The organism is uncultured Nocardioides sp. (genome assembly GCF_902805925.1).
In the GTDB taxonomy this organism is placed as follows: Bacteria; Actinomycetota; Actinomycetes; order Propionibacteriales; family Nocardioidaceae; genus Nocardioides.
Window position 1 is genome coordinate 1 of the sequence record NZ_CADCUP010000182.1, and the last position, 19,545, is coordinate 19,545.

Annotated in this window: 23 protein-coding genes; 8 read left to right on the plus strand and 15 right to left on the minus strand. The window is 72.0% G+C overall.

Going from position 1 to position 19,545, the window contains the following annotated elements; translation table 11 throughout:
* The 5 genes from QZX64_RS13265 to QZX64_RS13285 form a co-directional block, all read right to left on the minus strand.
* A partial coding sequence (locus QZX64_RS13265) for a hypothetical protein (RefSeq protein ID WP_295660696.1) occupies nucleotides 1–583 on the minus strand: 583 nt, incomplete at its 3' end.
* Nucleotides 580–1,167, minus strand: coding sequence for a PspA-associated protein PspAB (locus QZX64_RS13270; protein ID WP_295660698.1), 588 nt, complete (start codon nucleotides 1,165–1,167; stop codon nucleotides 580–582). The genes QZX64_RS13270 and QZX64_RS13265, both read right to left, overlap by 4 nt.
* Nucleotides 1,168–1,172: 5 nt before the next feature.
* Complete coding sequence (gene htpX / locus QZX64_RS13275) at nucleotides 1,173–2,078, minus strand: zinc metalloprotease HtpX (RefSeq protein WP_295660699.1); 906 nt, start codon at nucleotides 2,076–2,078, stop codon at nucleotides 1,173–1,175.
* 2 nt (nucleotides 2,079–2,080) lie between these two features.
* Complete coding sequence (locus QZX64_RS13280; RefSeq protein WP_295660701.1) at nucleotides 2,081–2,359, minus strand: PspA-associated protein PspAA; 279 nt, start codon at nucleotides 2,357–2,359, stop codon at nucleotides 2,081–2,083.
* Nucleotides 2,356–3,144 (minus strand): PspA/IM30 family protein, encoded by a 789-nt coding sequence (locus QZX64_RS13285; protein ID WP_295660703.1) that lies wholly within the window; start codon nucleotides 3,142–3,144, stop codon nucleotides 2,356–2,358. The genes QZX64_RS13280 and QZX64_RS13285 overlap by 4 nt, the downstream gene beginning before the upstream one ends.
* A gap of 152 nt (nucleotides 3,145–3,296) precedes the next feature.
* Here QZX64_RS13285 and QZX64_RS13290 point away from each other — a divergent pair, with 152 nt between their 5' ends.
* Both QZX64_RS13290 and QZX64_RS13295 read left to right on the plus strand, forming a co-directional pair.
* On the plus strand, nucleotides 3,297–3,896 hold the full coding sequence (locus QZX64_RS13290; RefSeq protein ID WP_295660705.1) for a DUF3043 domain-containing protein: 600 nt from the start codon (nucleotides 3,297–3,299) through the stop codon (nucleotides 3,894–3,896).
* Between the two features lie 34 nt (nucleotides 3,897–3,930).
* On the plus strand, nucleotides 3,931–4,728 hold the full coding sequence (locus QZX64_RS13295; RefSeq protein ID WP_295660707.1) for a hypothetical protein: 798 nt from the start codon (nucleotides 3,931–3,933) through the stop codon (nucleotides 4,726–4,728).
* Here the strand turns inward: QZX64_RS13295 and paaE are convergent.
* Genes paaE through paaA form a run of 5 tightly spaced genes read right to left on the minus strand, consistent with a single transcriptional unit; the run spans nucleotide 4,716 to nucleotide 8,296 of the window.
* Complete coding sequence (gene paaE, locus QZX64_RS13300) at nucleotides 4,716–5,792, minus strand: 1,2-phenylacetyl-CoA epoxidase subunit PaaE (protein WP_295660709.1); 1,077 nt, start codon at nucleotides 5,790–5,792, stop codon at nucleotides 4,716–4,718. The genes QZX64_RS13295 and paaE overlap by 13 nt on opposite strands.
* Nucleotides 5,792–6,274 (minus strand): 1,2-phenylacetyl-CoA epoxidase subunit PaaD, encoded by a 483-nt coding sequence (gene paaD / locus QZX64_RS13305; protein ID WP_295660711.1) that lies wholly within the window; start codon nucleotides 6,272–6,274, stop codon nucleotides 5,792–5,794. The genes paaE and paaD overlap by 1 nt, the downstream gene beginning before the upstream one ends.
* Nucleotides 6,271–7,035 carry a 1,2-phenylacetyl-CoA epoxidase subunit PaaC gene (paaC, locus tag QZX64_RS13310; protein WP_295660713.1) on the minus strand — a complete coding sequence of 255 codons (765 nt, stop codon included), beginning with the start codon at nucleotides 7,033–7,035 and terminating at the stop codon, nucleotides 6,271–6,273. Before paaC ends, paaD begins: the two co-directional genes overlap by 4 nt.
* The gene (gene paaB / locus QZX64_RS13315) at nucleotides 7,032–7,313 is read right to left on the minus strand and encodes a 1,2-phenylacetyl-CoA epoxidase subunit PaaB (protein WP_295660715.1); all 282 of its coding nucleotides are present in this window, start codon (nucleotides 7,311–7,313) and stop codon (nucleotides 7,032–7,034) included. The genes paaC and paaB overlap by 4 nt, the downstream gene beginning before the upstream one ends.
* On the minus strand, nucleotides 7,310–8,296 hold the full coding sequence (paaA, locus tag QZX64_RS13320; protein WP_295660717.1) for a 1,2-phenylacetyl-CoA epoxidase subunit PaaA: 987 nt from the start codon (nucleotides 8,294–8,296) through the stop codon (nucleotides 7,310–7,312). The genes paaB and paaA overlap by 4 nt, the downstream gene beginning before the upstream one ends.
* 86 nt (nucleotides 8,297–8,382) lie before the next feature.
* On the opposite strand from paaA, the gene QZX64_RS13325 reads away from it, so the two are divergent.
* From QZX64_RS13325 to QZX64_RS13340, 4 genes are all read left to right on the plus strand, one after another.
* Nucleotides 8,383–8,940, plus strand: a complete 558-nt coding sequence (locus QZX64_RS13325) for a GNAT family N-acetyltransferase (RefSeq protein ID WP_295660719.1) — start codon at nucleotides 8,383–8,385, stop codon at nucleotides 8,938–8,940.
* An 86-nt stretch (nucleotides 8,941–9,026) separates the two neighbouring features.
* A complete protein-coding gene (locus QZX64_RS13330; RefSeq protein WP_295660722.1) occupies nucleotides 9,027–9,233 on the plus strand; it encodes a hypothetical protein in 207 nt (68 codons plus the stop codon).
* Between the two features lie 44 nt (nucleotides 9,234–9,277).
* Nucleotides 9,278–9,988 (plus strand): AzlC family ABC transporter permease, encoded by a 711-nt coding sequence (locus QZX64_RS13335; protein WP_295660724.1) that lies wholly within the window; start codon nucleotides 9,278–9,280, stop codon nucleotides 9,986–9,988.
* Nucleotides 9,988–10,287: an AzlD domain-containing protein gene (locus tag QZX64_RS13340; protein WP_295660726.1), complete on the plus strand. Its 300-nt coding sequence runs from the start codon at nucleotides 9,988–9,990 to the stop codon at nucleotides 10,285–10,287. Before QZX64_RS13335 ends, QZX64_RS13340 begins: the two co-directional genes overlap by 1 nt.
* Before the next feature lie 46 nt (nucleotides 10,288–10,333).
* On the opposite strand, the gene dapB is transcribed toward QZX64_RS13340, so the two are convergent.
* Complete coding sequence (dapB, locus tag QZX64_RS13345) at nucleotides 10,334–11,086, minus strand: 4-hydroxy-tetrahydrodipicolinate reductase (protein WP_295660728.1); 753 nt, start codon at nucleotides 11,084–11,086, stop codon at nucleotides 10,334–10,336.
* Between the two features lie 65 nt (nucleotides 11,087–11,151).
* Here dapB and QZX64_RS13350 point away from each other — a divergent pair, with 65 nt between their 5' ends.
* Nucleotides 11,152–11,667, plus strand: coding sequence for a trans-aconitate 2-methyltransferase (locus QZX64_RS13350; protein WP_295660730.1), 516 nt, complete (start codon nucleotides 11,152–11,154; stop codon nucleotides 11,665–11,667).
* Nucleotides 11,668–11,710: 43 nt separating this feature from the next.
* On the opposite strand, the gene QZX64_RS13355 is transcribed toward QZX64_RS13350, so the two are convergent.
* The 4 genes from QZX64_RS13355 to QZX64_RS13370 form a co-directional block, all read right to left on the minus strand.
* Complete coding sequence (locus tag QZX64_RS13355) at nucleotides 11,711–12,955, minus strand: pitrilysin family protein (protein ID WP_295660732.1); 1,245 nt, start codon at nucleotides 12,953–12,955, stop codon at nucleotides 11,711–11,713.
* A gap of 131 nt (nucleotides 12,956–13,086) precedes the next feature.
* On the minus strand, nucleotides 13,087–15,321 hold the full coding sequence (locus QZX64_RS13360; RefSeq protein ID WP_295660734.1) for a polyribonucleotide nucleotidyltransferase: 2,235 nt from the start codon (nucleotides 15,319–15,321) through the stop codon (nucleotides 13,087–13,089).
* Nucleotides 15,322–15,595: 274 nt separating this feature from the next.
* Nucleotides 15,596–15,871 (minus strand): 30S ribosomal protein S15, encoded by a 276-nt coding sequence (gene rpsO, locus QZX64_RS13365; protein ID WP_295660736.1) that lies wholly within the window; start codon nucleotides 15,869–15,871, stop codon nucleotides 15,596–15,598.
* A 310-nt stretch (nucleotides 15,872–16,181) separates the two neighbouring features.
* On the minus strand, nucleotides 16,182–18,164 hold the full coding sequence (locus QZX64_RS13370; RefSeq protein ID WP_295660738.1) for a PTS mannitol transporter subunit IICBA: 1,983 nt from the start codon (nucleotides 18,162–18,164) through the stop codon (nucleotides 16,182–16,184).
* Between the two features lie 209 nt (nucleotides 18,165–18,373).
* Between QZX64_RS13370 and QZX64_RS13375 the strand changes: the two genes are divergently transcribed.
* Nucleotides 18,374–19,432 carry a zinc-dependent dehydrogenase gene (locus QZX64_RS13375; protein ID WP_295660740.1) on the plus strand — a complete coding sequence of 353 codons (1,059 nt, stop codon included), beginning with the start codon at nucleotides 18,374–18,376 and terminating at the stop codon, nucleotides 19,430–19,432.
* Nucleotides 19,433–19,545 lie beyond the last annotated feature (113 nt).

Genomic DNA, 19,545 nt, shown 5'->3' on the forward strand with positions numbered 1-19,545 from the left:
ACATCGCGACGGCTGCGAGCGGGTTCTTCAGGTCGTGGCTGACGGTCCCGGCGAAGTCGGCGAGCCCGTCCTGCGCGACCGCGAGCGACTCCGAGACCTCGAAGAGGCGACGCGAGGCCAGCTCGAGCTCGAAGACCCCCACCAGCCGGTCGGCCAGCAGGGCCAGGTCCCGACCCTGGCGGTCCACCTCGTGCGGCTGCTCGTCGAGCACCGCGAGGATGCCGAACCGGACGCCTTCGGGGGTGGTCAGCGGAGTGACGGCGACGAAGCGGACGGCGCCGAGCCCACCGCCGACGCAGCCGGACGCGAACCGTTCGTCGGCGGCGGCGTCGGGGACCACCAGCGGGCTCTCGTCGAGCACCCAGGAGCCGCCCAGCGCGAGGGCCACGGCCTCCAGCTCCGCGCCCAGGCCGTACGACGCGACGGTCTGCGGCCCGGCCTCCGCAAGCACGACGGCGGCAGCCGTGGGTGCGGCGCACAGACGCGCGGCCAGCTCGGCCAGCGCGACGAGCTCAGGACGCTGCGGCTGCTGGAGGAGGTGGTACTCCTCCACGGCAGCGTTGCGCTGTTGACCGGTGCTCACAGCCCCGGAGCATCCCACAGGGCGAGCCACCGCTGCAGGTCCTTCTCGAAAGGCAGCTCGGCCTGGAGCCCGTCTCGCACGGTGAGCTCGAGCAGGTTGTCGCGCTGGTGCCCGCCCCCGGGGAGGCCCGGCACGGGCGCGAAGGGGTAGAACGTGCCCTGCTTGTAGAGATAGACCAGCCCGAAGGTGCGGCCCTGGGCGTCGCGGAACGGGACCAGGGTGCACAGCAGGCCACCGCCGAACCCCTGCGCCTCCACGGTCGAGTTGACGGCGTGGAGGTCGGTGCACAGCCCGGCCACGTCGTCGGGCGACCCGGTCACCTGGAGCCAGGTGAAGCCGTAGGGGTCGGTCGTGGTGGCCACCGACGGCGCCTGCGGGTCGTCGTCGATGAGGGCGACGATCTCGGCCTGGGCCTGGGCGAACGCGGCCCCGCTGGCCGCGCGGTAGCAGACGGCGCCGGTGCCGGTCGGCAGGAACCCGGCCGCGGTCTGCAGGGTGATGGCCGCGCTCGGCACGAGGAAGAGCGCGTCGAGGTCGGGTGCCTTCGGCCTGCTGCGCCCGAGCAGGGAGGTCCACAGTCCCATGCGCCTCAGCCGATCGGGCGGCCGAGCTCGGCCTGGATCCGGGCGAGCTGCTCGAGCCGCTGCTCGAGGGACGGGTGGGTGGCGGTGGCGGTGCTCCAGCTCACGCCACTGACGGCCGGTGCGATGAAGAACGCGTTCGCGGCGTTGTTGGCCCGCAGGTCGCGCTGCGGGATGGTGGCGATCTCCCCGGTGATCTTCTGCAGCGCCGAGGCCAGCGCGGCCGGGTTCATCGTGAGGTAGGCGCCCGCCCGGTCGGCCGACATCTCGCGGTAGCGCGACAGCAGGCGCAGCAGGAGGAAGCTGATCGCGTAGACGACCAGGCTGACGACCAGTGCCACCACCAAGGCCGCACCGGCGTTGTTGTTGCGTCCTCGCGAGAGGGCGCCGAACTGGGCCCCACGGGTCACCATCCCGGCCACGATCCCCGCCGAGGACGCCACGGTCATGACCAGGACGTCGCGGTGCGCGACGTGGGAGAGCTCGTGGGCCAGCACCCCCTCGAGCTCCTCGGCCGTGAGCCGGCCCAAGATGCCGGTCGTCACGCAGACGACGGCCCGGTCCGGCGAGCGGCCGGTGGCGAACGCGTTGGGCAGGTCCATGTCGGCCACGCCGACGCGCGGCTTGGGCATGTCGGCCAGGGCGCACAGCCGGTCGATCATCGCGTGCAGCTCGGGCGCCTCCTCGGGGCTCACCTCGCGGGCCCGCATCGCGCGCATCGCGACCTTGTCGGAGCTCCACCACTGGTAGAAGGCCACGCCGAGGCCGATCACTGCGATGAGCGGGGCGTACTGCGGGGGGAAGACGAACATCAAGGTGACGACCAGCCCCACCAGGAGCGCGCCGAGGCCGAACATCACGGCGCCCATCCGGGCCGTCAGGCCGGTGTCCTTGATGAACCGGGAGTGCGCCATCGTCAGCCGGGGATCAGTCCGTCGTCGGAGAGCAGCTGCCGCACCTCGTCGATGGTGGCATCGGACGGCGGCAGGATGAGGTCGGACTCGTCGAGGCTGTCCACTGCGTGGGCCACCCCGACGGTGCGCACCCCCTCGAGCAGGGCGGCGAGGGCGCCCGCGAAGGCCTCCTCGTCACCCGACTCGACGCTCGACTCCACCGCGGCGTCGAGCTGGTTGAGCCGGTCGATGGCGCCGTCGGAGACGTCGAACTGCCCCTCGCCCAGGATCCGGACGATCATCCCTGGCTCCCGTCGTTGGCCTGGCGCTGCACCCGCTGCGGCTCCTCGCTGAGGATGTCGCCGTCGCCGGCCTCGATGGCCTGCGGGGCGGACGCGGCCTTGAGGCGGGCCAGCTCGGACTCCACGTCGCTCTGCGAGCTCATCGAGTCCAGCTCGCGCGCGATGTCGTCCCCGGCGCCGACCTGCGAGGCGTCGTCGAGGGCACCCGAGGCGATCAGCTCGTCGATGGCCCCGGCCCGCGCCTGCATCTGCGCGGTCTTGTCCTCGGCCCGCTGGATGGCCATGCCGACGTCGCCCATCTCCTCGCCGATCCCCGACATCGCCTCGCCGATGCGCGTCTGCGCCTCCGCGGCGGTGTAGGTGGCCTTGATGGTCTCCTTGCGGGTGCGGAACGACTCGACCTTCGCCTGCAGCCGCTGCTGCGCGAGGGTGAGCTTCTCCTCCTCGCCCTGGAGCTGGGCGTGCTGGGCCTTGAGGTCGGTGATCTGGTTGGTGAGCCCCGACTTGCGGGTCAGCGCCTCGCGGGCGAGGTCCTCGCGGCCCATGCCGATGGCCTTCTCCGCCTGGCCCGACAGCTTGGCGCTCTGGGCCTCGAGCTGGTTGACCTGGAGCTCCACCCGCTTGCGGCTCGTGGCCACGTCCGCGACGCCCCGGCGCACCTTGGAGAGCAGGTCGAGCTGGCGCTGGTAGCTGTAGTCGAGCGTCTGTCGGGGATCCTCCGCCTTGTCCAGGGCTGTGTTGGCCTTGGACCGGAAGATCAGGCTGATGCGCTTCATGAGGCTCATGAGGTGGCGACCCCTCCTGGTTCGTGGTGCCGTCCGATCAGCTGTCCAATCGACTGGGCCGGGCACTGTGGTCGTGGTCTCACCCTAGGACCAAAGGCAAGCGGGAGGTAGCAGGGCCGGGCGGTAGGCTGGCCGCTCCGACCAGACCCACCGTGAGGCCCGCGTTGTTCCGTCGTTCCAAGCCCGCAGCCCCCGCCCCCGAGCCGGCGACCGTCGTCCGACCGGGCGGCAAGGGCCGTCCCACGCCGAGCCGCAAGGAGGCCGAGGCCGCCGCCCGCGCCCGGGCGAAGACCCCGCGCACCCGCAAGGAGCAGGCCGCCGCCCAGCGCGCCGCCCGGGCCGAGAACAGCCAGAAGATCCGTGCGGCCATGAAGACCGGCGACGATCGCTACCTGCCCACCCGCGACAAGGGGCCGGAGCGCCGGTTCATCCGCGACTACGTCGACGCTCGCTTCTCGCTGGTCGAGCTGATGATCCCGATGATGATCGTGACGCTGGTGCTCGGCTACTCCGGCAGCATCTACCTCGCCAACGTCGGCAACATGATCCTGCTGGGCACGCTCGTGCTCGTGGTCATCGACGTGATCTTCCTGCGGCTGCGGCTGCGCCGGGAGCTGGCCCGACGCTTCCCCGACGCCCCGCTCAAGGGCACCACGTACTACGCCGTGATGCGGTCGCTGCAGATGAAGTTCATGCGCCTGCCGCGCGCCCAGGTCAGGATCGGCCAGGAGCTCCCCGAGCACTATCGCTGATGACCGCCCCCACGACCACCCGATGACGGGGGCCATGACGGGCGGCCTGGTGGCCGGCGTGGCCGCGGCGGTCCTCTTCGGCCTGGCGGCCGTGGCCCAGGCCCACGCCGTACGCCGCGACGCAGGTGGCAGCCAGGGGCTCACCGGCTTCGTCCTCTGGGCCGTGCGCAACCCCTGGATGCTGGCGGTGGTGGCGGCGTACCTCCTGGGGTTCCTGCTGCACGCGGTCGCGATCTGGCTGCTCCCCCTCTACCTCGCCCAGGCCAGCATCGCGCTGTCGCTGCCCGTGACGGCGGTGGCCTCCGCGCGCCTCTCCGAGATGCTGTCGGGGCGGGGCTGGCTGGGCGTCGGGGCCGTCACCGGTGGGCTCGTGCTGCTCGCGGTCGGCGCCGGTCCCGCCGGCGAGGCGGTCGAGGGCACCGGCTTCGCCGTCGGGCTCGTCGCGGCACTCCTCGTGCTGCTGGTGGCCGGCCTGCTGGCGCGCGGTGCCGGCGCCCTCACGCTGGGCTGGCTCGCGGGCCTCGGCTACGCCGGCTCGGCGCTGGCGGTGCGAGGCGTCGACCTGCCGCTCTCCCCCGCTGTCGTCGCCTCCGCGCTGACCGTGCCGGCGTACGGCGTGCTGGCGTTCTGGCTCTACTCCCTGGCGCTCGACCGGTCACTGGTCTCCACCGCGAGCGCGCCGATGATCACCGCGCAGACCTTCGTGCCGGCGCTGGCAGGGCTGGCCTGGCTCGGCGACGGCGTGCGCGCCGGCTGGGGCGGCGCGATCGCCGCCGGGCTGCTCCTCGCCACGGCGGGCACGGTGCTGCTGCAGCCCGGTCAGGAGTCGTAGTCGAGCACGACCCGCTCGGAGGTGGGGTGGGCCTGGCAGGTGAGCACGTAGCCCCGTTCCAGCTCCTCCGGCTCGAGCGCGTAGTTGGCGTCCATGGCCACGCTCCCCTCGAGCACGCGCGCCCGGCAGGTGCCGCAGACGCCGCCCTTGCAGGCGAACGGCACGTCGCTGCGGACCGCCGTCGCCGCCTCCAGGACGCTGGGTCCGTCCGGGTGCAGCGCGAGGTCGGTGGCGCGTCCGTCGAGGCGGACCGTGACCGCGGCGGCACCGTCGTCGGTGCCGGTGAGCACCGTGACCGGCGCACGAGGGGCGGTGTCGGCGTGGAAGAGCTCGGAGTGGACGCGCTGCACGCCCACCGTGCGCAGGGTCGCGCGGAGCTCCTCGACCAGCTGCTGGGGTCCGCAGAGGAACCAGTCGTCGACCGCGGCCACCGGCACGAACGCGGCGAGGATCGCGCGGAGCCGCTCACCGTCGAGCCGGCCGGACAGCAGGTCGACGTCGGTGCGCTCGCGGCTCAGCACGTGCAGCACCTGGAACCGGGCGGGATGGAGGTCCTTGAGGTCGTGCACCTCGTCGAGGAACATCACCGAGCGCGCGGTGCGGTTGGCGTAGACGAGCGTGACGAAGCAGTCCGGCTCGCCCTCGAGCAGGGCGGCCAGGATGGAGAGCATCGGGGTGATGCCGGAGCCGGCGGCGATGGCGACGTAGCGCTTGCGCACCGTCGGGTCGGGGGTGACGGTGAAGCGGCCCGAGGGCGTCATCACCTGGAGCCGGTCACCCGGCGCCAGCGCGCCGACCACCTGGTCGCTGAAGGCACCGCCGGGCAGCCGCTTCACGCCGATCCGGAGCACGCCGGACGACGGCGAGGTGCAGATGGAGTAGCTGCGGCGCACGCCGTCGTCGCCGCGGATGGTCAGGTGCTGGCCGGCGGAGAAGGCGTACTCGTCGCGCAGCTCGGCGGGCACGTCGAAGGTGATCGCCACGGCGTCGTCGGTGAGGGGCTCGACGCCGCGCACGGCGAGCGGGTGGAAGGTCGCCTGCTGGCGCACCGTGCTGGTGGTCATCAGATGGCCTTGAAGTGGTCGAACGGCTCGCGGCAGGCGTTGCAGATCCACAGTGACTTGCAGGCGGTCGAGCCGAAGCGGCTGGACTCGCGCGTGTCGGGCGAGCCGCACTGCGGGCAGCGCACCGAGAGGGTCAGGGGGGTGACCCCGGCGGCGCGGGCGGCGGGCGGCGCCACGCCGTACTCCTCGAGCTTGGCGCGGCCCTCGTCGGTCATCCAGTCGGTGGTCCAGGCGGGCGCGAGGACGAACTCGACCTCGACCTGGCGGTAGCCCTCGTCGCTGAGCTGCTCGACGAGGTCGTTGCGGATGGCCTCCATCGCCGGGCAGCCGGAGTACGTCGGGGTGATCTGCACGTGCACCCGCCCCACGTCGTCCTCGGTCACGTCGCGCAGGATGCCGAGGTCCTCGATGGTGACCACGGGGATCTCGGGGTCCGGCACGGCCGCCGCGACGGTCCAGGCGCGGCTGCGGGTGCGGGTCACCACGTCGCCCCCGGGTGGGAGCGGGTGAGGTGCTGCATCTCGGCGAGGAGGTAGCCCATCTGCTCGGTGTGGCGGCCCGTGCGCCCGCCGCCGACGGCGGGGCGCACCCGGGGCGCGGCGAGCGTGGCCTCCTCGACCACGGCCAGGATCGTGGACAGCACCGGCTCGCGCAGCGTCGCCGGGTCGACGGCCACGCCGTCGGCCACCAGGGCCGGGTCGAGGAAGGAGCCGTCGAAGAGCTCCTCGAGATGGGGCCACTCGGCATCGAGGGCGGCCTGCATGCGCAGGTGGGACTCCTCGGTGCCGTCGCCGAGGCGCACGACCCAGCGGCCGGCGTGGTCGAGGTGGTAGGCGACCTCCTTGACGGCCTTGGCCGCGACCGCGGCGAGGGTGGCGTCGGTGCTGCCGCGCAGGGCGGCGTACAGGTGGGACTGCCAGGCGGCGACCATGAGCAGCCGCGCCATCGCGACGCCGAAGTCGGTCTGCTCGCGCTCGACGAGGTGGACGTTGCGGAAGTCCCGCTCGTCGCGGAGGTAGGCCAGGTCGTCCTCGGAGCGGCCGGCGCCCTCGACCTGGCCGGCGTGGGCGAGGAGCGCGCGGGCCTGGCCGAGCTGGTCGAGGCCGATGTTGGCGAGCGCGACGTCCTCCTCCAGCTGCGGGGCGCGGCTGATCCACCAGCCCAGGCGCTGGGCGTTGACCAGCGCGTCGTCGGCCACAGCGAGGAGGTAGTCGACGTGAGCCGTCGGGTGTGGGCTGCTCACAGGTGCTGCACGCCCTCGGGGACGTCGTAGAAGGTCGGGTGGCGGTAGACCTTGTCGGCGGCCGGGTCGAAGAAGGCGTCGCGCTCGTCGGGGCTGGAGGCGGTGATCTGCGCGGCCGGCACCACCCACACCGACACGCCCTCCTGCCGGCGGGTGTAGAGGTCGCGTGCGTTGCGCAGCGCCATCTCGGCGTCCGGGGCGTGCAGCGACCCGGCGTGCACGTGGGACAGGCCCCGGCGCGCGCGCACGAAGACCTCCCAGAGCGGCCAGTCGCTCATGCCGCGCTCACGCGCGCGGCGGCCTTCGCGGCGTACGCCGTGGCCGCCTCGCGCACCCACGCACCGTCGCTGTGGGCACCGGTGCGGTGGGCCATCCGCTGCTCGTTGCAGGGGCCGTTGCCCTTGATGACCTCGAAGAGCTCGGTGAAGTCGATCGGCGAGTAGTCGTAGTGGCCGCGCTGCTCGCTCCACGCGATGCCGTCGTCGGGCAGCGTGAGGCCGAGGGCCTCGGCCTGCGGCACGGTCATGTCGACGAAGCGCTGGCGCAGGTCGTCGTTGGAGAAGCGCTTGATCCCCCAGGCCATCGACTGCGCGGAGTTGGGCGAGTCGTCGTCGGGCGGGCCGAACATCATCAGGCTCGGCAGCCAGTAGCGGTCGACGGCGTCCTGGGCCATCGCCCGCTGCGCCGGGGTGCCGTGCGAGAGCGTGTGGAGGATCTCGAAGCCCTGCCGCTGGTGGAAGGACTCCTCCTTGCAGACCCGCACCATGGCGCGGGCGTAGGGACCGTAGGAGCAGCGGCACAGCGGCACCTGGTTGACGATGGCGGCGCCGTCGACCAGCCAGCCGATCGCACCCACGTCGGCCCAGCTGAGGGTCGGGTAGTTGAAGATCGAGGAGTACTTCTGCCGACCCGAGTGGAGCTGGTCCAGCAGGTCGGCGCGGTCGACCCCGAGGGTCTCCGCCGCGGCGTAGAGGTAGAGGCCGTGGCCGGCCTCGTCCTGCACCTTGGCCATCAAGATGGCCTTGCGCCGCAGGCTGGGGGCCCGGCTGATCCAGTTGCCCTCCGGCTGCATGCCGATGATCTCGGAGTGGGCGTGCTGGGCGATCTGGCGGATCAGCGTCTTGCGGTAGGCCTCGGGCATGGCGTCGCGGGGCTCCACCCGGCCGTCGCCGGCGAGCAGCTCGTCGAAGACGTCGAGCACCTGGGTCGTCGCCTCCCGGCCCGGATCGTCGGAGGGGGCGCCGAAGTCGTTTCCGTACACACCACGACGGTAGCAGTTTGTGACAGATTCTCGAAGATCAGGCACCGGTCTGTAATGCGGCGGCGTCTCAGGGCAGGATGGGCGTCATGAGTGCACCCGGTCAGTCCCCCGGCGCCGACGTGTCGGTGCGCGTCGCCTGGGCCGACGACGCAGCCGCCATCGCCGCCGTCCAGATGCGCACCTGGCCCGAGACGTACGCCGGCCTGGTGCCCGCCGAGGCACTGCCCACGGAGGTGGAGCCCGTGGCCGCCGCCTGGCGGGAGTCCCTGACCCGCCCGGCCGACGCGCGCAACCGGGTGCTGGTGGCCCTCGAGCGCAACCGGGTGACCGGCTTCGTGCTGACCTCGCCCGCCGCCGACCCCGACTGCGACCCGGTCGCCGACGGTGAGCTCTCCGAGCTGACCGTCGAGCCCTCCGAGCGGGGCAAGGGGCACGGCTCCCGGCTCCTCCAGGCGGCCGTGGACACCCTGGTCGCCGACCGCTTCACCCGCGGGGTCTCGTGGGTCGTCACCGGCGACGACGCCACCCGCCGCTTCCTCACCGAGGCCGGCTGGGCCCCCGACACGGCGCACCGCGAGCTCGACCTCGACGGCACCGGCGCGACCACGGTCAAGCAGGTCCGGCTGCACACTGCCCTGATCTGAGGGTTGATTTCCGCGCCGAGTCGAGGACCATGGAGGTCCGGTACCCGCCGGACCGCGTCCCCGGGGAGGACACCATGCTCGGCCCCTTGCCCAGGCTCCACCGCGTCGTCGTCGTGCTTGCCATGCTCGTGCTCTGCGCCGCCATCGGGGCGTCGATGGGTGCCAGCCCCTCCGTCCCCTTCCTCGTCGGCACCGGCCTGCTGGGCGGTGCGGCGGTGGGTGCGGTGATGTCCTTCGCGCTGCTCCACCAGTGGCACGGGCACGACGACCGCCTTCGGCACCGTCGCCGCTGAGAAGCGACCCGGAGCCGTCAACCGGCGCTGTTAGCGTCGCGACGGTGTCGGAGGAACAGGTCGCGCCCACCGCCGAGTCGCGCCGTGCCATCGTCCGTGACTCGCTCGCGGTCGGGCTGGCCACCGGCGCGTACGGCGTCTCCTTCGGCGCCGTCTCCGTGGCCGCCGGTCTCAGCGTGCTCCAGACTTGCGCCCTGTCGCTGCTGATGTTCACCGGCGCCTCGCAGTTCGCGCTGGTCGGCGTGGTGGCGGCAGGCGGTGCGCCGCTGTCCGGGACGGTCACCGCGCTGCTCCTGGGCACGCGCAACACGCTCTACGGACTCCGGATGGCACCGCTCCTCCAGCTCAACGGCGTACGCCGCGTCGCGGCCGCGCACCTGCTCATCGACGAGTCGACCGCGATGTCGGTCAACCGGCAGACCCGCTCGGAGGCGCGCCTGGGGTTCGTGGCCACCGGTCTCTCGGTGCTCGTCCTGTGGAACGCAGCGACGCTGGCCGGGGCCGTCGCGGGAAACGCGCTGGGCGACCCACGCCGGTACGGGCTGGACGCCGCGGTGGGAGGAGCCTTCCTGGCGCTGCTGTGGCCCCGCCTCCAGGACCGCCGCAACCGCGTGGTCGGGGTGCTCGCCGTCGCGGTGGCACTGGGCATGGTGCCCGTCACGGCCGCGGGCGTGCCGGTCCTCGCCGCCGCGGGCGTGGCCCTGCTGGCGGGCGTGCTCCTGTCCCGACGGCCCTCGCCCGGGGGTGGTGGGTGATGTGGACCGCGATCCTGCTGGGCTGCGCCGGCTGCTACCTGCTCAAGCTGGCCGGGCTCTCCGTGCCCTCCCGGGTGCTCGAGAGGCCCGTGGTGGCGCGCATCGCCGACCTGATGCCCGTGGCCCTGCTCTCCGCGCTGGTGGGGGTGCAGGTCCTCTCCGCGGGCCAGGCCCTCGTGCTCGATGCGCGCGCGGCCGGCCTTGGCTTCGCGGTCGTGGCGCTGCTGCTGCGCGCGCCCTTCCTCGTGGTGGTGTTCGGCGCCGCCCTGACCGCGGCCCTGCTGCGGCTCGTGGTCTAGCCCGACGCCGCCCGGCCGGCAGGGCCACGCCACGTGCGGCCGGAACTCAGAGGTCGAGCAGGTGCTCCAGCCCGACGGTCAGGCCCGGGCGGGCGGCGATCCCGCGCAGCCCGGCCAGGACGCCGGGGGTGAACGACGCCCGGTCGAGGGAGTCGTGGCGGATGGTGAGGGTCTCTCCCAGCCCGCCGAGCAGGACCTCCTGGTGGGCCACGAGCCCACGCAGGCGCACGGCGTGCACGGGCACGCCGTCGACCTCGGCGCCACGCGCCCCGTCGAGGGAGGTGCTGGTGGCGTCGGGCATCGGGGCGCTGGCGGCCTCGCGCCGGGCGGCGGCGACGAGCTGCGCCGTGCGTCGCGCGGTGCCCGACGGCGCGTCGGCCTTGTCGGGGTGGTGCAGCTCGATGACCTCGACCGAGTCGAAGAACGGCGCGGCCGTCGCGGCGAAGCGCATCATCAAGATGGCCCCGATCGAGAAGTTGGGGGCGATGAGGACCCCCACCGACGGGGCGTCGCCCAGGTGCTCCCGCAGCTCCCCCAGTCGCTGCTCGTCGAAGCCCGTGGTGCCCACCACGGCGTGCAGGCCGTGGTCGATGCAGAAGCGCAGGTTGTCCATCACGACGTCGGGGTGGGTGAAGTCGACGACGGCCTCCGCTCCGGCCGCGACCAGGGCGTCGAGGGGGTCGCCGGCGTCGACGCGCGCCACCAGCTCGGTGTCGGGGGCGGCCTCGACCGCCCGGCAGACCTCGGACCCCACCTTGCCCAGGGCGCCCAGCACCCCGACCCTGATCGTCTCGCTCACGACGTCAACCTAGCGTCCGAGACCCGTGGCAGACGGCCGGGCGCCGTCTCTGGCAGGCTGGTGCCATGCCGGTGCAGACGATTCCGCCACGGATCAGGTGGGCGGTGGACGTGATGGACGTCCAGCCCAACGACCAGGTGCTCGAGATCGGGTGCGGACCCGGCGCCGGCGCCGAGGTCATCTGCTCGCGCCTGGAGACCGGCAGGCTCTTCGCCATCGACCGCTCCGAGTCCGGCGTCGACCGCACCAGGCGTCGCAACGCCAAGCACGTCGAGGCCGGTCGCCTCGTCGTGCGCCAGATCGACCTGGCCACGCTGCGCGTGCCGGTGAAGCGGCTCAACAAGGTGTTCGCCTTCAACGTCAACCTGTTCTGGGTGCGCGACTGCGACGACGAGGTCGCGCTGCTCCACGAGCGCGTGGTGCCCGGTGGCGCGGTCTACCTGTTCTACGAGGCCAACCGGCCCGAGCTGGTGCCCAGGATCGTGGAGAGGGCGTCGGCCGCGCTGGGCAAGGCGGGCTTCCGCATCTCGATCGTGGACCAGAAGGCCCCGCCGGTCATCGGCATCGTCGGCCGGCGCTAGGCCGCCCGGCCCCGCCGGTGGGCGGCCGCGGCCGCCGTCCGGCTCACGGTCCGACGACGGCGAGGACCTCGGGCCGGGTGAACAGCTCGGCCGCCAGCTCGCGGACCTCCTCCAGGGTCACGGCCTCGACGCGGGCCAGCACCTCGTCGATGCTCAGCAGTTCGTCGTGGATGAGCTCGGCCTTGCCGAGCCGCGACATCCGGGCGCCGGAGTCCTCGAGCCCGAGCACCAGCCCGCCGCGCAGCTGCCCGATGCCGCGCTCGAGCTCCACGGCCGTGATCCCCTCGGCGGCCACCCTGGCCAGCTCGGCACGCACGACTGCGAGCACGTCGTCGACCCGGTCGGGGAGGCAGCCGACGGCGACGCCGACGAGACCGGCGTCGGCGTGGTGGCTGGCGAAGGAGTAGATGGAGTACGCCAGGCCGCGGACCTCGCGCACCTCCTGGAACAGCCGGGACGAGGTGCCGCCGCCGAGGGCGGTGTTCAGCACGCCGAGGGCGAAGCGCCGGTCGTCGCGCCGCGACGGTCCGCCGACGCCGAGCACGAGGTTCACCTGCTCGAACGGCTTGGTCACCGTCGCGGTGCCGGGTCGGGCCCGGCGGCTGCGGCCACCGCGGCGCGGCGGCACCGGTGACTCGTCGCGGTCCAGGAAGCCGTTGCGGCCGAACGCCGTGCGCACCTGGCGTACGACGCTCGCGTGGTCGACGTTGCCGGCGACCGCGACGACCATGGTGGCCGGGCGGTAGTGGCGCCGGTGGAAGCGCACGACCTGGTCGCGCGTCAGCGCCTTGATCGACTCCTCGCTGCCGGCGATCGGACGGCCGAGCGGCGAGTCGCCCCACGCCTGCGCGGCGAAGAGGTTGTGCACCACGTCGTCGGGGTCGTCGTCGTGCATCGCGATCTCGTCGAGGATCACCTCGCGCTCGGCGTCGACGTCGGCGGCGGTGATCAGCGAGCTGGTGATCATGTCGCCGAGGACGTCGACCGCGAGCGGCAGGTCGTCGTCGAGCACCCGCGCGTGGAAGCAGGTGTACTCCTTGGCCGTGAAGGCGTTGAACTCCCCGCCCACCTCGTCCAGGGCGACGGAGATGTCGAGCGCGCTGCGCTCGCGGGTGCCCTTGAAGAGCAGGTGCTCGAGGAAGTGGGACGTACCGTGCAGCGTCGGGGTCTCGTCACGCGACCCCACACCGACCCACACGCCGATGCTGGCCGAGCGCACACCGGCCATCTGCTCGGTGATCACGCGCAGCCCCCCGGGGAGGACCGTGCGGCGCACGCGCGAGGTCACCTGGCCATCGGCGCCCTTGACGGTCTGCAGCGTGCGGGTGGAGCCGGCCGGTCGGGACCCCGCTCCCGGGGAACGGGCCGACCGGCCAGCAGAGGACTGCTGGCCGGTCGGTCCGGGGTTGGAACGGGAGGTCACTCCGCGCCAGCCGCCACGGTGGACTCGGCGTCCTCGGAGGCCTCGGAGGAGGACTCCTCGACGACCGGCACGAGCGAGAGCTTGCCGCGGTCGTCGATCTCGCCGATCTCGACCTGGATCTTCTGGCCGACCGAGACGACGTCCTCGACGTTGTCGACGCGCTTGCCGCCGGCGAGTCCGCGCAGCTTGCTGATGTGCAGCAGGCCGTCCTTGCCGGGCATCAGCGAGACGAACGCACCGAAGTTCGTCGTCTTGACCACGGTGCCGAGGTAGCGCTCGCCGACCTCGGGCATCGTCGGGTTGGCGATCGCGTTGACCATCGCGCGGGCGGCCTCGGCCGCCTCGCCGTTGGTCGCACCGATGTAGACCGTGCCGTCGTCCTCGATGGACAGCGACGCGCCCGTGTCGTCCTGGATCTGGTTGATGACCTTGCCCTTGGGGCCGATGACCTCGCCGATCTTGTCGACCGGCACCCGCACGCTGATGATGCGCGGCGCGTGCACCGACATCTCCTCGGGCACGTCGATGGCTTCGGTCATCACGTCGAGGATGGCGTTGCGCGCGTCGCGGGCCTGGTTGAGCGCGGCGGCGAGCACCTCCGCCGGGATGCCGTCGAGCTTGGTGTCGAGCTGGAGGGCCGTGACGAACTCCCGGGTGCCTGCGACCTTGAAGTCCATGTCGCCGAAGGCGTCCTCGGCACCGAGGATGTCGGTCAGCGCGACGTACTGCGTCTGGCCGTCGACCTCACCGGAGATCAGGCCCATCGCGATGCCGGCCACCGGCGCCTTGAGGGGCACACCGGCCTGCAGCAGCGACATCGTCGAGGCGCAGACCGAGCCCATCGAGGTGGAGCCGTTGGAGCCCATGGCCTCCGAGAGCTGGCGGATGGCGTACGGGAACGTCTCGCGGTCGGGCAGCACCGGGAGCAGCGCACGGCGCGCCAGGGCGCCGTGTCCGACCTCGCGACGCTTCGGGGAGCCGACGCGACCGGTCTCGCCGGTGGAGAACGGCGGGAAGACGTACTTGTGCATGTAGCGACGCGTCTTCTCCGGGGAGAGCGTGTCGAGCTTCTGCTCCAGGGTGAGCATGTTGAGCGTGGTGACACCCAGGATCTGGGTCTCGCCGCGCTCGAACAGCGCCGAGCCGTGGACGCGGGGGATCAGGCCGACCTCCGCGTGCAGCGGTCGGATGTCGGCGAGGCCGCGACCGTCGATGCGGATCTTGTCGCGCAGCACGCGCTCGCGGACCAGCGCCTTGTTGAGCGAGCGGAACGCGGCGCCGACCTCCTTCTCGCGGCCCTCGAACCGACCGGCGAGCGAGTCGAGCAGGCCGGCCTTGATGGCGTCGACGCGGGCCTCGCGCTCCTGCTTGTCGCCGATGGTCATGGCGGCGGCGGTGTCGTCCTTGACCGCGGCCTCGACAGCGGCGTAGACGTCGTCCTGGTAGTCGAGGAAGACCGGGAAGTCCTGGACCGGCTTGGCGGCGACGTTGGCCAGCTCGACCTGCGCCTCGCAGAGCTGCTTGATGAACGGCTTGGCGGCGTCGAGGCCGCTGGCCACGACGGGCTCGGTCGGGGCCTGGGCGCCGGAGGCGACCTTGTCGTAGGTCGTCTCGGTGGCCTCGGCCTCGACCATCATGATCGCGACGTCGCCGGACTCGGTGACCCGGCCCGCGACCACCATGTCGAAGACGGCGTCCTCGAGCTGGGAGTGCGACGGGAAGGCGACCCACTGGTCGTCGATCAGCGCGACGCGGACGCCGCCGATCGGGCCGGAGAACGGCAGGCCGGAGAGCTGGGTGGAGAGCGACGCGGCGTTGATCGCCAGCACGTCGTAGGGCTGGTCGGGGTCGAGCGCCATCACGGTGATGACGACCTGGACCTCGTTGCGCAGGCCCTTCTTGAACGTCGGGCGCAGCGGGCGGTCGATGAGGCGGCAGGTGAGGATGGCGTCCTCGCCCGGACGGCCCTCGGACCGGAAGAACGAGCCGGGGATCTGGCCCACGGCGTACATCCGCTCCTCGACGTCGATCGTCAGGGGGAAGAAGTCGAAGTGGTCCTTGGGCTGCTTGCCGGCCGTGGTGGCCGAGAGCAGCATGGTGTCGTCGTCGAGGTAGGCGGTCACCGAGCCGGCGGCCTGCCGGGCCAGGAGGCCCGTCTCGAACTTGACGGTGCGGGTGCCGAACTTGCCGTTGTCGATCACGGTCTCGACGGCGGAGACTTCTGGTTCCACGAAGGTGGTCTCTTTCTGTACGCGGAGCAACCACGCGCATGGCCTGAGCGAGCAGGTTGACCTGCTGGATGTGCCGGTCTTCGATCGAGGCCCGCAGCACGCGTCGTCCTGAGGGCCACTACCGAGGACCGGGCGGCGTGGTGGGTCGCTCCTGGAGTGGTGAGTGTTCAGTTGTCGTCCTCGACCCTACTGGTCAAGGCCGCCCCCGCCGGGCGGGGGTGATGCGGGTGAGGCAGCAGGAGCGGCCGCCCCGGAGGGCGACCGCTTCCGCACGTCAGCGACGCAGGCCGAGCTTCTCGACGATCGAGCGGTAGCGCTGGATCTCGGTGTTCTGCAGGTAGTTCAGCAGACGACGGCGCTGGCCCACGAGGAGCAGGAGCCCGCGACGGCTGTGGTGGTCGTGCTTGTGGGTCTTGAGGTGCTCGGTGAGGTGGCTGATGCGGTGGCTGAGCAGCGCGATCTGCACCTCGGGCGAACCGGTGTCGCCCTCGGTCGTGGCGTGCTCGGCGATGATCTTCTTCTTGGTCTCCGCGTCGGTACCGATCGACATGCGGGGCTCCTTCCGGTCTCGTTGCGCGGCGCGCCCGGGCAGGATGCCCGGGGCTCTCTGGATCCGCGGCCGTTCGTACGGCATGTCCCACCGAGGTGGGCAACCAGGCGAGACTAGCAACGGCGGCGCCCGCCCCCCAAAACGCGCGGTGGCGGGGGGCGGCGGGGCGAGGCGACCGCCGGCGCGCCGTTCCCGCAGAGGAGGTCGAGCGTCCGGACCGCGGACGTAGGCGTGTCGGGTGGGACGAGCGAGAGCCGGTGGCGTCGCTGGCGACACCACCGGCTCCCGGGCATGGCGGGGCGGGCCCGGCTCAGGCACGCACCCCCTCGAGGATGCCGCGCACCTCCTCGGCGGACTGCGCCCGCCTCAGCCGGGCCACCTGCTCGTCGTCGACGAACACGGTCGCCAGCTTGGAGAGCAGCGCCAGGTGGTCCTTGCCCGCACCGGCGATGCCGACCACGAACTCGGCCTGCTTGCCGTTCCAGTCGATCATCTCGGGGTAGCGCACGAACGAGATGGCGGTGCGCCGGATGTCGCCCTTGGCCTCGTTGGTGCCGTGCGGGATGGCCAGCAGGTTGCCCATGTGGGTCGACACCGAGCGCTCGCGCTCGTGCATGGCGTCGACGTACGACGGCTCGACGGCACCCGAGGCGACCAGCAGCCCGCCGACCTCGCTGATGGCGTCGTCGCGGGTGCGGGCCGTGCCCGAGAGCACGATGGCGTCGTCGACGAGCACGCTCCCGGCGCCCATGGCCCCCTCGTCGGCCGCCACCGGGGTGGCTGCCGCGGCGCCTCCGGCGCCTCCCCCGTTGGCCTCGCGCACCATCTCGACGATCTCGTCGTAGCGGGGGCTGGCCATGAAGTTGTCGACCGAGACGTGGACCGCGGACCCGGCACGCTGGCGCGCCCGGTCGGTGAGGTCCCGGTGGGTCACCACGACGTCCCAGTCGTCCTCGAGGCTGGAGATCGCCTTGTTGACCACCGTGACGTCGGGGAAGCCGGCCGCGTGGACCTTGCGGCGCAGCACCGAGGCACCCATCGCGGAGGACCCCATGCCGGCGTCGCAGGCGAAGACGATCTCGTGGATCGGCTGGCCGGGCGCCGTGGCACCGGGTCCGACCAGGGCGCCGGAGACCGAGGACCTCTTGCCCTTGTTGGCCTCCATCTGCGCGGTGGCGGCCGCGAGGTCGCCGTCGCCGGTCCTGTCGAGCTTGAGGAGGAACGACGCCACGGCGAAGGTCACCGCAGCCGAGCCGATCACCGCGAGCGTGACACCGACGTAGGAGTCCGAGGCCGTCTGGGCGTAGACCGCGAAGATGGATCCGGGGGCGGCCGGAGCGCGCAGGCCCACGTCGAAGGCGACGTTGATCGCGACGCCGGTCATGCCGCCGGCGATCATCGCGAGGATCAGCTTGGGCTTCATCAGCACGTAGGGGAAGTAGATCTCGTGGATGCCGCCGAGGAAGTGGATGACCGCGGCGCCCGGCGCCGTGGCCTTGGCGATGCCCTTGCCGAACACCGAGAACGCGAGCAGCAGGCCGAGGCCGGGGCCGGGGTTGGCCTCGAGCAGGAACAGCACCGACTTGCCGCTCTCGGCGGCCTCGCTGATGCCGAGGGGCGTGAGGACCCCGTGGTTGATGGCGTTGTTGAGGAAGAACACCTTGGCCGGCTCGATGAGGAGCGAGGTGAGCGGCAGCAGGCTGTTGTCGACGAGCGTCTCGACGATGTTGCCGGCGACGTCCATGACCTCGTTGACGACACGGGCGACGACCCAGAAGCCGAACAGCGCCATGACGAAGGCCGTGATGCCGGCCGAGAACATGTTGACGAGCATCTCGAAGCCCGGGCGGACCTTGCCGTCCCACAGGGCGTCGAGCCTCTTCATCACCCAGGCCGAGAGCGGGCCGAGGATCATCGCCCCGATGAACATGTGCACCTGGCCGAGCTGGGCGGCGTCGGCCGGCAGCGTCGCGTTGAAGTTGGCGACGATCAGGTCCGAGCCGGCGATGGCGCCCATGACGGAGAAGGCGCCGACCACGGCACCCCGGTCGCCGTGGACCATGCGACCGCCGGTGCCGGCGATCAGGATGGGCAGCAGGTAGTGGATCGTCGGGCCCACCATCGTGGCGAGGTCGGCGTTCGGCAGCCAGCCGACGTCGATGAAGAGGGCCGTCAGGAGGCCCCAGGCGATCAGTGCCGGGATGTTGGGCATGATCATGTTGGACAGGAACGTGCCGAACTTCTGCACGTGGACGCGCATCCCGCCGCGGGACGCGTCGGTGGTAGTGGACATGGGCTTCCTCCGACCAAGGGATAGGCGCTCCGTGACCCCGGTCACAAGAGCTCTCTGGAAGTAAACCGCACAATCGGGCACGTTGCCAAGCACTCGGGCACAAAGTTGTGCCTATTCATGTGGATTTCTTTCCGGTTCTGCCGATAGCGTGGGCGCACCGACGTACCCGTACGACCTGCCGAGCTTGTTTTCTGCCGAGAGGAACCACCATGAAGGCACTGCGCTTCCACGCCCCCGAGGACGTCCGCCTCGAGGAGGTGCCCGAGCCGGAGTGCGGGCCCGACGAGATCAAGCTCAGGGTCAGGAACTGCTCCACCTGCGGCACCGACGTCAAGATCCTCCACAACGGCCACCAGAACCTCACTCCCCCGCGCACCATCGGCCACGAGATCGCCGGTGAGGTCGTCGAGGTGGGCGCCGAGGTGCAGGCTACGTACGGCGGCGACTGGTCCGTGGGCGACCGCGCTCAGGTGATCGCGGCGGTCCCGTGCGGTGAGTGCCACGAGTGCCGCAAGGGCTGGATGGCGGTGTGCCAGAACCAGACGTCGGTCGGCTACCAGTACGACGGCGGCTTCGCGGAGTACATGATCGTGCCGCGCCAGGTGCTCAAGGTCGACGGGCTGAACAGGATCCCCGACAACGTCGGCTACGACGAGGCGTCGGCCGCCGAGCCGTTCGCCTGCGCCATCAACGCCCAGGAGCTGCTCGGCATCGAGGAGGGCGACACCGTCGTGGTGTTCGGCGCCGGACCGATCGGCTGCATGCACATCCGGATCGCCCGCGGGGTGCACCGGGTGGGCCCGGTCTACCTCGTCGACGTCAACGCCGAGCGGCTCGCGATGTCGGCCGACGCGGTCCAGCCCGACGAGGTCATCGACGGCTCGCAGGTCGACGTCGTGGAGCGGGTCATGGAGCTGACCGGTGGGCGGGGCGCCGACGTCGTCATCACCGCCACCGCCGCCAACGTCACCCAGGAGCAGGCGATCGCGATGGCCGCCCGCAACGGGCGCATCTCGTTCTTCGGCGGGCTGCCGAAGACCAACCCCACGATCACCTGCGACTCCAACGTCGTGCACTACCGCCAGCTGCACATCCACGGCGCCAACGGCTCCGCGCCCGAGCACAACAAGCGCGCGCTCGAGTACATCTCCAGCGGCCAGGTGCCGGTCAAGGACCTGATCACCCGGCACATCCCGCTCGACGACGTGCTGAGCGCGTTCTCGATCGTCGAGAAGGGCGAGGCGATCAAGGTCACCGTCGAGCCGTAGGACCGCAGCGCCGCCGGTCTCGATACACCTCGCTCGTCCCTCGCGAGGCACTCGACCACCGGGGGGTGCGTCCCTCGCGAGGCACTCGAGCACCGGGGAGGTGCGTCCCTCGC